Origin of the sequence: Rothia sp. P5764 (assembly GCF_048512965.1) — a bacterium.
GTDB lineage: Bacteria > Actinomycetota > Actinomycetes > Actinomycetales > Micrococcaceae > Rothia.
Genome location: NZ_JBLXXQ010000004.1, coordinates 246,185 through 258,650 on the forward strand (window position 1 = coordinate 246,185; position 12,466 = coordinate 258,650).

14 protein-coding genes are annotated in these 12,466 nt (G+C 57.0%); 8 read left to right on the forward strand and 6 right to left on the reverse strand.

What is annotated here, in order from left to right:
* Positions 1–113: 113 nt before the first annotated feature.
* The gene (locus ACN08Y_RS07820) at positions 114–1,655 is read left to right on the forward strand and encodes an LCP family protein (RefSeq protein WP_419104420.1); all 1,542 of its coding nucleotides are present in this window, start codon (positions 114–116) and stop codon (positions 1,653–1,655) included.
* 40 nt (positions 1,656–1,695) lie between these two features.
* A complete protein-coding gene (locus tag ACN08Y_RS07825) occupies positions 1,696–2,715 on the forward strand; it encodes a lipid II:glycine glycyltransferase FemX (RefSeq protein WP_419104419.1) in 1,020 nt (339 codons plus the stop codon).
* A gap of 83 nt (positions 2,716–2,798) precedes the next feature.
* Here the strand turns inward: ACN08Y_RS07825 and glpX are convergent, their stop codons facing one another.
* A complete protein-coding gene (glpX, locus tag ACN08Y_RS07830; protein WP_419112316.1) occupies positions 2,799–3,794 on the reverse strand; it encodes a class II fructose-bisphosphatase in 996 nt (331 codons plus the stop codon).
* Positions 3,795–3,994: 200 nt separating this feature from the next.
* Between glpX and ACN08Y_RS07835 the strand changes: the two genes are divergently transcribed.
* The 3 genes from ACN08Y_RS07835 to ACN08Y_RS07845 all read left to right on the forward strand — a co-directional run bounded on the left by ACN08Y_RS07835 (position 3,995) and on the right by ACN08Y_RS07845 (position 6,914).
* Positions 3,995–4,714 carry a DUF4245 domain-containing protein gene (locus ACN08Y_RS07835; RefSeq protein ID WP_419112317.1) on the forward strand — a complete coding sequence of 240 codons (720 nt, stop codon included), beginning with the start codon at positions 3,995–3,997 and terminating at the stop codon, positions 4,712–4,714.
* A 97-nt stretch (positions 4,715–4,811) separates the two neighbouring features.
* On the forward strand, positions 4,812–5,438 hold the full coding sequence (locus tag ACN08Y_RS07840; RefSeq protein WP_419099897.1) for a carbonic anhydrase: 627 nt from the start codon (positions 4,812–4,814) through the stop codon (positions 5,436–5,438).
* 69 nt (positions 5,439–5,507) lie between these two features.
* Positions 5,508–6,914 (forward strand): class II fumarate hydratase, encoded by a 1,407-nt coding sequence (locus ACN08Y_RS07845; protein WP_419112318.1) that lies wholly within the window; start codon positions 5,508–5,510, stop codon positions 6,912–6,914.
* A 62-nt stretch (positions 6,915–6,976) separates the two neighbouring features.
* Here the strand turns inward: ACN08Y_RS07845 and ACN08Y_RS07850 are convergent, their stop codons facing one another.
* From ACN08Y_RS07850 to ACN08Y_RS07860, 3 genes are read right to left on the reverse strand one after another with little or no spacing between them, the layout of a single operon-like run.
* Positions 6,977–7,462 (reverse strand): NUDIX hydrolase, encoded by a 486-nt coding sequence (locus tag ACN08Y_RS07850; RefSeq protein WP_419099899.1) that lies wholly within the window; start codon positions 7,460–7,462, stop codon positions 6,977–6,979.
* 40 nt (positions 7,463–7,502) lie between these two features.
* Positions 7,503–8,036 (reverse strand): prepilin peptidase, encoded by a 534-nt coding sequence (locus ACN08Y_RS07855; RefSeq protein WP_419112319.1) that lies wholly within the window; start codon positions 8,034–8,036, stop codon positions 7,503–7,505.
* Positions 8,037–8,045: 9 nt separating this feature from the next.
* The gene (locus ACN08Y_RS07860; RefSeq protein WP_419099901.1) at positions 8,046–8,807 is read right to left on the reverse strand and encodes an isoprenyl transferase; all 762 of its coding nucleotides are present in this window, start codon (positions 8,805–8,807) and stop codon (positions 8,046–8,048) included.
* Positions 8,808–8,968: 161 nt separating this feature from the next.
* On the opposite strand from ACN08Y_RS07860, the gene trhA reads away from it, so the two are divergent.
* The gene (trhA, locus tag ACN08Y_RS07865; RefSeq protein ID WP_419112320.1) at positions 8,969–9,709 is read left to right on the forward strand and encodes a PAQR family membrane homeostasis protein TrhA; all 741 of its coding nucleotides are present in this window, start codon (positions 8,969–8,971) and stop codon (positions 9,707–9,709) included.
* 105 nt (positions 9,710–9,814) lie between these two features.
* Here trhA and ACN08Y_RS07870 read toward each other — a convergent pair whose 3' ends face one another.
* Complete coding sequence (locus ACN08Y_RS07870; RefSeq protein WP_419112321.1) at positions 9,815–10,144, reverse strand: hypothetical protein; 330 nt, start codon at positions 10,142–10,144, stop codon at positions 9,815–9,817.
* 107 nt (positions 10,145–10,251) lie between these two features.
* On the reverse strand, positions 10,252–11,214 hold the full coding sequence (mca, locus tag ACN08Y_RS07875; RefSeq protein WP_419112322.1) for a mycothiol conjugate amidase Mca: 963 nt from the start codon (positions 11,212–11,214) through the stop codon (positions 10,252–10,254).
* Between the two features lie 114 nt (positions 11,215–11,328).
* Between mca and ACN08Y_RS07880 the strand changes: the two genes are divergently transcribed.
* Both ACN08Y_RS07880 and greA read left to right on the forward strand, forming a co-directional pair.
* Positions 11,329–11,766, forward strand: coding sequence for a DUF4307 domain-containing protein (locus ACN08Y_RS07880; RefSeq protein ID WP_419112323.1), 438 nt, complete (start codon positions 11,329–11,331; stop codon positions 11,764–11,766).
* Between the two features lie 155 nt (positions 11,767–11,921).
* Complete coding sequence (greA, locus tag ACN08Y_RS07885) at positions 11,922–12,422, forward strand: transcription elongation factor GreA (RefSeq protein ID WP_419112324.1); 501 nt, start codon at positions 11,922–11,924, stop codon at positions 12,420–12,422.
* Positions 12,423–12,466: the final 44 nt, after the last annotated feature.

Here is a 12,466-nt window from a genome sequence, read left to right on the forward strand (position 1 = left end):
TTTTCTCACCGCGCGCCCCGTTAGCACCCAGTTTCTTTCGCTAGTGTGGTTGAGTAGTTTTCTACTCAGCCACACCGGCTTCTTGTGAACCATCATTTTCAGGGAGGCACCCTATGTCCCGCCAGAGTAACCAGCCCTTGGCACCCGAGCCTATTAGTGGCACCCGGGGGCGTGGTCAACACCTTGCTGAGCCTCTCTACACGGATCCTCTGCGCCACCCAGAAAAGGCCTCGGCGGGGGTACGATCACGCCGCGCCTGGGTCTTACTTCTACTTACTCTGGTTCTGCCCGGTTCAGCCCAGCTCCTGACCGGGCGTAGGGTGCTGGGGCGCAGAGCACTCATCGTCACTCTGTCCATGTGGGCGCTGGTTATACTGCTGGTTGTGCTGTGGGCGGTACGCCGCACCCTGGTTCTTTCACTCTTGACAAGCGCCTGGTCGCTCATGCTGGTCACCGGCCTGCTGATTCTGCTGGCCGCAGGCTGGGTGCTCCTTCTGGTCGATACCCTATTAGCTATCCGCCCAGGCCTACTCGAAGGCCGCTCCAAGACTCTGGTAACGCTGGCAGTCATAACCTCAATTCTGGTGACCGGTGGTGGCCTAACCTACGGCGCTTACGTCACTTGGCTAGGACGCGGGGTCCTGGGCAATATCTTTGCCGGTGGGACCCAGCTTAAAGAACAGGACGGTCGCTACAACATTCTTCTCATGGGTGGTGATGCCGGGGCCGACCGTGTGGGCCGCCGCCCCGACTCCATGACCGTTGCATCTATTGATGCCAAAACCGGCCAGGCCATCACTATCTCGGTTCCGCGTAACCTCCAGAACGCTATCTTTGAGGAAAACTCACCGCTCTGGCAGGTCTACCCCGAGGGTTTTAACTGCGGTGATGAGTGCATCCTCAATGCCCTCTACCCCACTGTCACAGCTAACTATGCTGACCTTTATCCCGGTGCTGACGATCCCGGGGCCGAGGCCACCATGGACGCTGTTTCTGGGGTTCTGGGAATTACCGTAGAGAACTATCTACTCATTGATATGTCAGGCTTCGAACAGCTCATTGACGCCTTGGGCGGTATCACTATTGATGTGGGTGGTCGTGTACCCATTGGCGGCGGCACCAATGAGATTACCGGCCTGCCCAACCCCATTGACGGCTATATTGAGCCGGGTGTTCAACACCTTGATGGTTTCCATGCGCTCTGGTATGCCCGTTCCCGTGAGGGTGCCAGTGACTACGACAGGCAGGCCCGCCAGCGCTGTGTGCAGGCCGCTATGCTCAAACAGCTTGATCCTGCCAACGTTCTGACCAAGTTTGCCGATATCACCGCTGCCGGTGAGCAGGTCATCGAGACCAACCTGCCCCAAAACGGCCTGGCGGCCCTAGGCGATGTGGCTCTTAAGTCCAAGAATTACGGCCTCATTCAGTTTGCGGCTGGCCCTCCCTACTTTGACGCCTTGTTCCCCACCTACCCCGATTTTGACCAGCTCCAGGCCGCCATCCAGCAGGTAATTGCGGACTCAGCCCAGGGTATCCAGCCCACAGCGGTCTCCGCCGCCGCAGAGGCAAACGGTGTCCCTGTCATTGAAACCGTGGCCTACCGCGCCCAGCCTGTCGCTGAGCTGAGCGAGAACGGGACCTGCTCAGTACCTTAGGAGCAGAAAGCCGGTGGCTAAAGGCGGTAAGCTGGTGAGCATGAGTAATATCCTGCAGTCAGATATCTGGGCTAAGTTCCAAGAAGCAAACGGCCACCAAGTTTTCCGTGGTCAGGGTGAGGGCTGGCGATATATGGCCACCCTGGAAGGCGGTTCAACCGGCCGCTATCTTTATGCCCCCTACGGCCCCGAAGCTGACAATGAAGTAGCTTTCGATGCCGCTATTGCCGATATGAAGCGCCTAGCATCTGACGCTAACTGCTGGTTTATTCGGGTTGAACCCACTAACAGCGCTATCTGGGGTGAGCCTAGTGGCCAAGCGTTCCTTGCGGCCAAGGGTTTCAAGCTCTCTCCTCGCCAGATTCAGCCGGCCCACACCCAGGTCATTGATCTGACTCAGTCAGAAGAGGACATTCTCAAGGGGATGTCAGCAACCAACCGCAACCTGCACCGAAATATCCACAAGAAGGGTGTTTCTTTCGAGAAGTCTCAGAACCCAGCAGACGTCGATATTCTGCTAGGCTACTTGGACCAGACCGCTAACCGCCTGGGCTTCAACCGCCAGCAGGACGACTACCTCAGGACGGTCGCTGAGGTGCTGATGCCCGCGGGGGCGGCCAACCTGTTCATCGCTAAGGCTGACGGAGAGCCGATCGGGGCTTCACTCTGCTACGACTCAGATGACACTCGCACCTATGCGCACGCAGCGACCTCCTTTGAGCACCGCAGGCTCACAGTAGGCAACCCGCTCCTGTCACACATTATTTTCGATGCTAAAGAGTCCGGCCTCAGCTACATGGATCTCTTTGGTATTGCCCCCACCGATGATCCCGACCACGAATGGGCTGGTTTTACCAAATTTAAGAAATCTTTTGGGGGCACCTCAGTGTCTTTCCCCGGCACCTGGGATTTGCCCGTCTCTACTAACGGATACAGGGCCTACAAGGGCATCCGTTCAGCCCGTGAGCTTGCGGGCAAAGGCAAGAGCCTTGCTACCGAGAGAGTCCTTCCCAAGGCCAAGGGCACCTTAGCGGCTCTTGGTACCAAGCTGGGTAAGTAAATACCTAAGCTAAGACATAAAGCGCTGGCCCACCGATACTCCTATCGGTGGGCCAGCGCTTTATCTTTTATCTCAGTGGCTATTTAGCTCTGCATCAGGCTAGAGAGAACCTCTGAGTAGCGGGAGAGCTTATGTTCAGCTTCAATCAGGCGTACAGTACCTGATTTGGCGCGCATAACCAGCGACTGGGTGGTTACGGTGTCGCGGCCGTAGCGTACACCGCGGAGTAGTTTGCCGTCGGTAATACCGGTTGCGGCAAAGAAGCAGTTATCGGTGGTAACCAGGTCATCGGTAGTGAGAACCGCATCGAGGTCGTGTCCGGCGTCCAGTGCCTTCTGGCGCTCCGCTTCATCGGTAGGAGCCAGACGGCCCTGAATGATGCCACCGGTTGCCTTAATAGCGCAGGCCGAAACAATACCTTCGGGGGTACCACCAATACCCATCATCAGGTCCACGCCGGTGCCCTCACGGCAAGCTGCAATAGCACCAGCAACGTCACCGTCCAGGATCATGCGGGTACGCGCACCGGTGGCGCGAATATCTTCAACCAGCTTGGCATGGCGGGGACGGTCCAGCACACATACGGTCAGCTGGCTAACGCTGGTGCCCTTAGCCTTAGCAACAAGGTGCAGGTTCTGCTTGACGGGCAGGCGCAAATCAACCAGATCGGCGGCCTCAGGGCCGGTGACCAGTTTCTCCATGTAGAACACAGCGGAGGGATCAAACATGGTTCCGCTTTCGGCTACCGCGATGACCGAAAGAGCGTTATCCATGCCCAGAGCGGTAAGGCGGGTACCGTCAATCGGATCGACCGCAACATCAAAGCGGGTTCCGCTACCGTCACCCACCTGCTCGCCGTTAAAGAGCATGGGGGCCTCATCTTTTTCGCCCTCGCCAATGACAACGGTTCCGTTGAATTGAACGGTTTTCAAACGGGCACGCATGGCATCAACGGCCGCGCCATCTGCCATGTTCTTATCACCGGCACCTACCAGGGGGCCGGACGCAATGGCTGCCGCTTCTGTAGCTCTCACCAATTCGAGCGCGAGATTGCGGTCTTCCTTGCTTATTGGGGACATCTTCTCACCTTCGAGTTCTTATCAATTATTTTTAGGCGCAACACCGCACTGGGACGCTTCGCTGCGCCGTATACCTTCTAGCCTACTCGTTTCATCTCTGCCTTTCATGGCCCCACCCCGTCCGCTCCAGCTAAATCGGCTATATGACACGATGAACCTCGGTTGGCGTAGGAGCCACTTCGTATATGAGAATAGGAGACGTGACTTCATCCATGACTCCTGACCCCCAGCGCCCCACAGACTCCCAGCAGCTAGCTGGCAACGACAGCCAGCCATCAGCTACCGCACCGGAGAACGGTGATGACCGTGTCCTGCCCCAGATCACAGAAAAGCAGGCCCAGCGCATCAACGCCCCAGCGCGCAATATGGTGATTTCCATGGTGGTCATGGTTCTTCTTCTGCTACCGGTTATCTGGCTCATGCCGCAGCCCAATAAGAACCCCTACCGCCCCTCAGTAGACCTAGCCCTTGTAGCCTATGAGGCCAGTGACCAGGCAGGCTACCCGGTGGCGGCTGCCCAGCAGGAGGGCTGGCACTACAACTATGCCCGCTGGGTCACCGGCCAAGCGGATGGTATCAACTATTGGTCAACCGGCCAGGTCACACCCACCAACCATTTCATTGAGCTGATTCAAGCTACCAACACCAACCCCACCTGGATAGCCCAGACCGTAGGCAATGCGGTACCGGAGGCTAGGGTCAACGTAGCATCCCTCGAATGGGAAGTCCGGTCCTTGGTTGATCCCGACCATAAATCTAAGGTGACTACTTTCTACATTGGAGAGGTCAAGGGAACCACTCTCATCTTCAAGGGAGAAGCTGAAGCCTCTGAGTTCCAGGCCCTGATTGAAGCAACAGTCGGTTACATGGATTCCCCCACCTCGACAGTCGCGCCCACGCCCTCCAGCGGCATCCGCTAGGACACACCACAAGATAAGTGGCAGTTCATCTGCCGGGAGCGGGAAACTGCCTGCTAGGTTAGTCTTCAACAGATTGATCGCCGGAAAGAAGCCCAGCATGAGTACCAGCATTGAAACCCCCATCCAGGCTTGGGAACGCCTGGTAGAAGGCAACGCCCGTTTTGTGGCGGGTACACGCTCCCACCCCAATCAAGACGCTACTCGTAGGGCTGAACTGGTCGATGGGCAGTACCCCTTTGCCGCTATTTTTGGCTGTGGGGACTCCCGCCTGGCAGCTGAGATTATTTTCGATTTGGGTCTGGGCGATGCTTTTGTGGTTCGTACTGCCGGGCAGGTACTCGATGATGCCGTTCTAGGTTCTTTAGAATACGCAGCCGGTGAACTCAACATTCATCTCATCATGGTACTGGGGCACGATGCCTGCGGTGCAATTACGGCAACCAGGCAGGCTCTCGAATCCGGGACTATGCCACCGGGCTTTATCCGCAACCTGGTAGAAGGAATCCTGCCCTCAGTTATCTCCCCCGAACTGCCGGAAAATGCCAGTATCAGCGACATGGTAGTTGAGCACACCCGACAAACAGCAGCCCGTATTGCCGAACAGTCCGGGATTATCCGAGAAGGTATCGAGGATGGCAGTATTGCCGTCATCGGGGTTTTTTACCATCTGGCTGATGGCAAAGCCGACCTGGTCTATTCCTCCTCCCCACTCATCACAATTTAGTGCTCTTCACAGCTGTCATCTTCCGACTCGGATGCGACAGGCATCACGCAAACGTACTAAGCTATAGCTATGACTGAAAACACTGAATACCGCATTGAACACGACACTATGGGTGAGGTTCGCGTCCCCAAAAGCGCCCTCTACCGTGCCCAGACCCAGCGTGCCGTTGAGAATTTCCCCATCTCAGGTCAAACTCTGGAGCCCGCCCACATTCGTGCTCTAGCTCTTATCAAGAAAGCAGCTGCGAGCGCCAATGAAGAGCTCGGTGTGCTTGACTCTACCCGTGCCCAGGCTATCCGCGACGCCGCTGACCTGGTAGCTTCGGGTGCCTACGATGAGCACTTCCCCATCGATGTTTTCCAGACCGGCTCCGGTACCTCATCGAATATGAACACCAATGAGGTACTCGCCACCCTGGCTAACCGCGCCCTGTCCAGTAACGATATTGAGGTTCACCCCAACGACCATGTGAACGCTTCTCAGTCCTCCAATGATGTCTTCCCAACCTCCGTCCACCTGGCAGCTACCGAGGCTCTGCTCAAGGATCTGGTCCCTGCGCTGGAGTACCTGGCTGAGTCACTCGAGCGTAAGGCTCTTGAGTTCAAGGACGTTGTTAAGTCCGGCCGCACTCACCTGATGGACGCTACCCCCGTAACCCTAGGCCAGGAGTTCTCCGGTTACGCAGCTCAGGTACGTTACGGTATTGAGCGTATCCATGCCTCACTCCCCCGCGTAGCTGAGGTACCTCTGGGTGGCACCGCTGTCGGTACCGGCATTAACACACCTGATGGTTTCTCCGCGCGTGTGATTGAACTCTTGGCTGAGGAAACCGGCCTGCCCCTGACCGAGGCACGCAACCACTTTGAGGCTCAGGCCAACCGTGACGGTCTGGTTGAGGCCTCTGGCCAGCTGCGCAATATCGCCTACTCTTTCATGAAGATTAATAACGATATTCGGTGGATGGGTTCGGGACCCAATACCGGTCTGGGTGAGATCCATATTCCCGACCTTCAGCCCGGCTCCTCGATTATGCCTGGTAAGGTCAACCCCGTTATCTGTGAGGCGGCCATTATGGTTGCCGCCCAGGTCATTGGTAATGACACCACTATCGCCCTGTCATCGACCAACGGTGCTTTTGAGCTGAATGTGGGTATTCCAGTCATGGCCGCTAATTTGCTCCAATCGATCCGTCTGCTGTCCAATACCTCGCGTGTGATGGCCGATAAGATGATTGACGGGCTTGAGGCAAATGTAGAGCGTGCTCGATTCCTGGCGGAGGCTTCGCCCTCCACCGTGACCCCCATGAACAAGCTCATTGGTTACGAGGCCGCTGCAAAGATCGCTAAGTACTCGGTAGCTCATAAGACTACCGTCCGCGAAGCCGTGATTGCTCTGGGCTACGTTGAGCGCGGTGAGGTCACCGAAGAACAGCTCGATCAGGCACTCGATGTCACCAAGATGCTGGGTAGTTTCTAACCTCCCCCGCTAGCTAAGAGCAAAGCCCCGGCGCCCTTGTATGGGTCGGGGCTTTTGCTGTCTTAGGGGTGGGAGAGAAGGTCGAAGCGGGCGCCCTGACGGTGCTTGAGGGCCGCGTCGATGCGGTCTAACATGCGCGGGCTACAGAACTGGGTGAGGTCTTCTAGCGGCACCCAACGTACCTCGCTTGATTCTTCGTCGTTGACGGTGGCTTCTCCTGACACATAGCGGCAATAGAAAGTGTGGTCCAGAAACTGGCAGCGATCCCCATTACCAAAGGTCATAGACGGGTCCGCTTTAACCTGCCCCAGGGCAACCACCTCAATCACCACGTTCGCCTCTTCCTGGGCTTCGCGTAGGCAGGTCAGGGCGGGGCTTTCCCCGGGGTCAACGATGCCGGTCACCGGAGTCCACTGACCGTTATCACTGCGGCGTACCAGGAGGATATCGCCATTCTCACGCTGGATAACCGCGGTAGCACCCGATAGCCACAGGAGCTCGTGGCCGACTTTGCTACGGAGCTGGGTGATGAAGTCTGGGGTAGGCATGGGGTCTCCTTTCAGGGAGCGACCGGGACGGGGGGCACATTTAGGTAGCGGGGAATAGCAAGGCAATGGTGGTGCCTAAGAGCATGAAAGGGCCAAAGGCTATATGGGTTCTGGCCTGTGCTCTGCCAGTGAGTATCAGTGCCAGGGAGTAGAGGCCGCCCAGGAGGAAGATGAGCAGGTTGCCCCAGAGCAGGTTAAGCGGGGAGAAGTAGCCCAGGAGCAGACCCAAGACACCGGCAAGCTTGATGTCGCCCAAGCCGAGGGCCCCGCCAGAAGCAAGGCGCATCACCCAGTAGAAGCCTCCCATGATCACCCCGGAGTAAGCAGTCTGGCGGGCAGTCTCAAAGCTATCGGGGGCTGTCAGCAGGATAACCCCCAGTAGAGGCAGGCCGACTAGCGCGTACATGGGCAGAACAATCCGGTCAGGCAGGCGGTGCTCCCGCGCATCGATAATCCACAGGCGACTGGCACAGAGAAGGTAGTAACCGGCCACCCACCCCATCAGGAGGGCCGCTAAGCCTGACTGCCAGCTACCTGCCAGAGCGTCGGCTAGCAACTGATAAAGCTCGTGCACCATATTCGATTAAGAGCCGAAACGGCGTTGACGCTGGGCGTAGTCACGCAGGGCCCGCACGAAATCTACCCTGCGGAAATCGGGCCATAGGGCCTCACAGAAATAGAACTCAGAGTAAGCCGACTGCCAGGTCATAAAACCGGAAAGTCGTTGTTCCCCCGATGTGCGGATCAGCAGGTCCGGGTCAGGCATGCCGCTGGTATACAGGTGGCGGGAGATATCTTCAATGGTGACCTTCTCGGAAAGCTCTTCAAGGCTGGCGCCCTGCTCGGCTGCTTCACGGAGCAGGCTCCGCACCGCGTCGGTAATCTCCTGACGACCGCCGTACCCGACGGCGATATTTACCTGAAGCCCGCACAGCGAGGCGGTCTGGTTCTCTCCCTCTTCAAGAGTGGAACGTAGACTCTCGGGGAGAGAATCGAGACGGCCCACAGCCTTAATCCGCGCAATTTGAGCGGCAGCAAGTTTTTGCGCGAACCCCTCGATGACCTCTACCAAATCATTAAGCTCTTCGCTGCTACGTTTTAAGTTCTCGGTAGAAAGCATGTAGAGAGTCACCATAGGAATCTTAAGCTCGGTACACCAGCCGAGAAACTCAATGATGCGGGCGGCACCGGCTTCATGACCGTGCTTGGTACTCTCCCCCAAGAGAGCTGCCCAGCGGCGGTTGCCGTCAACCAGCACACCAATGTGCTGGGGTAGCTTTGAGCCAGGAATCCCTGCTGTTAGCGACCGCTCATAGACCGTGTAAAGAGGTTGCGGTAACTTCATGTAAGGCTCCTGAAAAGACGGTGCATGGTGAGTTCTACCCTGCTCATTCTACCCTGTGTCGCACATCGGCTGACCCCACCAGTACAAACCTAGCTTGAAGATCCGCATTCTATTTCTGGCAAGTAACAAACCAAGCCGGCTTAACCTGCCATACTGAATATATGGATTCAGATGTTCGCAATTCCCAGACCGGTGGAACCGAAGCATTAGAGAATACGTATCGAGAACCTCAAGTCACCCAGGTCCAAGAAGAAATCATGGACTTCTACCGTACCCACGGTAAACCGCTCCTGCGCGGTTGGATTCACGCTGGCTTTACCCCTATCGCCTTTGTCGCCGGAATTATTCTGATTCTTCTCTCTGGCGGTGGCACCCTGGGTGTAGCCTGCGCAATTTTTGCATTCACTGGGGTCCTGCTCTTTGGCGCCTCGGGAATCTACCACCGGGGCTACTGGTCCGCCGGCCCGCGTATGGTGCTCAAACGGCTTGACCACGCCAATATCACCCTCCTGATTGCGGGCACCTACACCCCCATTGCTCTCACCTTGCTGACAGGCACCCAGCGCTCCGTTCTGCTCTGGGTTATCTGGGGCTGCGCGCTTTCAGTATCCCTCTTCAGAATCTTTTGGACGGGGGCACCCCGCTGGCTCTACACCCCGATCTACGTCATCATGGGCCTGATCGCTGTCTTCTTCCTGGGTGACTTCTGGCAGGTCTCCCCCACGGCCACCGTCCTCATTGCTACCGGTGGGCTCACCTACATTGTGGGGGCAGGCTTCTACGCCACCAAAAAACCGGCCCTACTGCCCCAGGTGTTTGGGTTCCATGAGCTCTTCCATGTATTCACCGTGCTGGGTTTTATCCAGCACTACATTGCAGTTCTTATCAGCCTATTGCACTAGCTAGCCTAGGGAGCCAGTTGTAAGCATCCCCCGGTATAGCACGGGGCGGCACCCGGCATGGGATACCGCCTCCCACAGGACCGATAAAGCTATCAGACCGTTTTCCTAGTGCGGGCGTCGTAGATGATCCTGAGCAACAACAGCCTCATCACGAACTGTCGGAACAACCTGGCCCTGCTGCCCAGCAGCGGCTGCCTCCGCCGCAGCACGTTCCTCAGCTTCACGCGCAATAGCGTACTCACTGCGGTACCGCAGACGCCGGGCACGGCGCGTCAAATCAAGACCCAACATGATAATGGCAAGAGCCATAATAGAAGTCACGATAAAGCCAATAATGCCGGGTGAGCCCCTAAAAGAACCGTCCGGGTTCACCGTTGTAATAACGGTGGGGGTAGCCTCAGCGGCGAGGAGAATAAAGGGAGTCAGTGCTGACACGGTGATGATGTCCTCCGTTGAGGGGTTAAAAGCGGGCACGGCCGGTAGGACCGTAAACCATTCTACGCGCCCAGGTTGCCCCAAGCGATGACAGCTAGGTAAGGCACTTAGCTTGCAGTGAAGTCGATACCAGCCGCAAAACAGGTTTCGGGTAACTCGGTGCCTACCCGGGAATGAGCCAGCACATAGTCCTCAAAAGGCCAAATCTTCTGCTGAATCTCGGGCGATACCACAAAAAATATGGAGTCCGGCGCCACCTGGGAACGATGAGCTAGCAGAGCCTGATCACGCTTTTCAAAAAAGTCAGCACAGTTAATGCGGGTAGTAGTCTGGTGCCGGGATATCGGGGGCCGGTGCCCCTCAGCGTCCTCTTCCAAGGACATTGCAATCCACTGGGCAAAAGGAGACTCAAGACCCTCAGCCTCAAGATAGCTGTTAAAAGCCTTCATACGGTCCAGGCTAAAAGCGCGGTCATAGTAAATCTTAGAAACCTGCCAAGGTTGACCGGTCCCGGGGTAAGCACCGGGCTCCCCCGCCTTCTGGAAAGCCTCCATCGACACCCGGTGGGTCATGATGTGGTCCGGGTGCGGGTAGCCACCTATCTCGTCATAGGTCAGAATAAGGTGGGGCTTGAAGTCCCTTACCAACCGGATCAAAGGAGCCGCAGCCTGCTCCAGCGGCAGGCTGGCAAAAGAGCCAAAGGGAAGCGGGGGCAAGGGATCACCTTGGGGAAGCCCTGAATCGACAAAACCAATCCAGCGGTGCTCAATCCCTAAGACCTCAGCGGCCTGCTTCATCTCAGCACGGCGAACACCCGCCAAATCACGGTGAGCAAGAGGGTTGCTCTCTACCTCAGCGTTCAGGATATCTCCGCGCTCGCCACCGGTCATCGATGCAACCATCACACGGGCACCACGAGCTACATAAGCTGCCATACTTGCGGCTCCCTTTGACGATTCATCGTCAGGGTGGGCGTGGACAGCCAGAATACGCAGGCCGGTGTAATCATCCTTCAGGGGAGCCACCAGGGCCGGGTCATAGGCTGGGGTAGATATTTCTGCTACGGTCATACGATAACTCTCTTAGGCAAGGTGACAGGCCGGTGTTTGGGGTATCGTAAGGAGTGCTACCCACTCGAACACACTGGTCAATTCTACCTGCCAGAAACCCGAAGATAGCACCCCATGTTACCCCGTATGAAAGGCCCGGCCATGGCCGCCACCAAGCTCCAAGACCGCTACGGTACAGCCCGCCAGCGAAAGCCCTTACCCAAGGGCTTTTGGTACATGCTCAGCCTCATAGCGGCTGTCATCGGTGGGTCTTTCGTTCTGTGGGTACAGCTCGATGCCAACGACCAGCCAACGGCCCGTGATGTGGGGTTCACCCTGACTAGTTCCGATGAGGTCAAGCTAACCTTTGAGGTCAGAAAACACCCCGAGGACACCGCCATCTGCGCCGTCAAAGCGCTCAACTCAGCGGGCGCGCCCGTAGGTTGGAAAGAAGTAGCAGTGGGCCCCTACACGGACCAGAACGGCAACGGCATTTCGGTTCAAACCGTACAGCTACGGGTACTGGGCGAAGCTACCACCACGACCGTTGACAGTTGCTGGAAAGCCCCCTAACCGTCCGCTATCTCGTCTCAAGTTGAGGCGCGGCCACCGTCTATGGGTAGACTAGGCACGAAAACCTTGAAAGAGTACAGGCTATCGCTCTGTCTCTTTCTCAGATTCAGCCGGTGCAAGAGAATCTAACACCGCACCGATTACAAGGAGTAATAATGACAGAACGCGAAGGCGCTTGGCTCACTCCCGAAGCCTACGACAAGCTCAAGGCTGAGCTAGAGCACCTCTCTGGACCCTACCGCCAGGAAATCATCGACCGTATCTCTGCGGCCCGTGATGAGGGCGACCTCAAAGAAAACGGCGGCTACCACGCCGCTCGCGAAGAGCAGGGTAAGAATGAGGGCCGCATCAAGCAGCTCCAGCAACTGCTTGAAAATGCCCAGGTATCAGATAAACCTGCAGCCGATGACGGCGTTGTCACCCCCGGCATGGTCGTTGAAGCCAAGATCGGCGGCAAGACTATGACCTTCCTGCTGGGATCCCGCGAAGTCGCTGATACCCTGGTCGATGGTAGCGACCTGCAGGTCTTCTCTGAGAAGTCCCCCATGGGCGCCGCCATCAACGGGCACAAGGTTGGTGAAGAGCTCTCCTACGAGGCCCCGAACGGTAAGCAGATTCCTGTTACCATCGTCTCCGCTAAACCCTTCCAGGGCTAGTAGCCAGCCATGAGGCAAAATAAAAGCCCGGGGGCTTCTCTTCT

Bases quoted from the DNA above. Each gene is read 5' to 3' on its own strand.
- ACN08Y_RS07820 (WP_419104420.1), top strand. From the start codon at position 114: ATGTCCCGCCAGAGTAACCAGCCCTTGGCACCCGAGCCTATTAGTGGC.
- ACN08Y_RS07825 (WP_419104419.1), top strand. From the start codon at position 1,696: ATGAGTAATATCCTGCAGTCAGATATCTGGGCTAAGTTCCAAGAAGCA.
- glpX (WP_419112316.1), bottom strand. From the start codon at position 3,794: ATGTCCCCAATAAGCAAGGAAGACCGCAATCTCGCGCTCGAATTGGTG.
- ACN08Y_RS07840 (WP_419099897.1), top strand. From the start codon at position 4,812: ATGAGTACCAGCATTGAAACCCCCATCCAGGCTTGGGAACGCCTGGTA.
- ACN08Y_RS07845 (WP_419112318.1), top strand. From the start codon at position 5,508: ATGACTGAAAACACTGAATACCGCATTGAACACGACACTATGGGTGAG.
- ACN08Y_RS07850 (WP_419099899.1), bottom strand. From the start codon at position 7,462: ATGCCTACCCCAGACTTCATCACCCAGCTCCGTAGCAAAGTCGGCCAC.
- ACN08Y_RS07860 (WP_419099901.1), bottom strand. From the start codon at position 8,807: ATGAAGTTACCGCAACCTCTTTACACGGTCTATGAGCGGTCGCTAACA.
- trhA (WP_419112320.1), top strand. From the start codon at position 8,969: ATGGATTCAGATGTTCGCAATTCCCAGACCGGTGGAACCGAAGCATTA.
- mca (WP_419112322.1), bottom strand. From the start codon at position 11,214: ATGACCGTAGCAGAAATATCTACCCCAGCCTATGACCCGGCCCTGGTG.
- ACN08Y_RS07880 (WP_419112323.1), top strand. From the start codon at position 11,329: ATGTTACCCCGTATGAAAGGCCCGGCCATGGCCGCCACCAAGCTCCAA.
- greA (WP_419112324.1), top strand. From the start codon at position 11,922: ATGACAGAACGCGAAGGCGCTTGGCTCACTCCCGAAGCCTACGACAAG.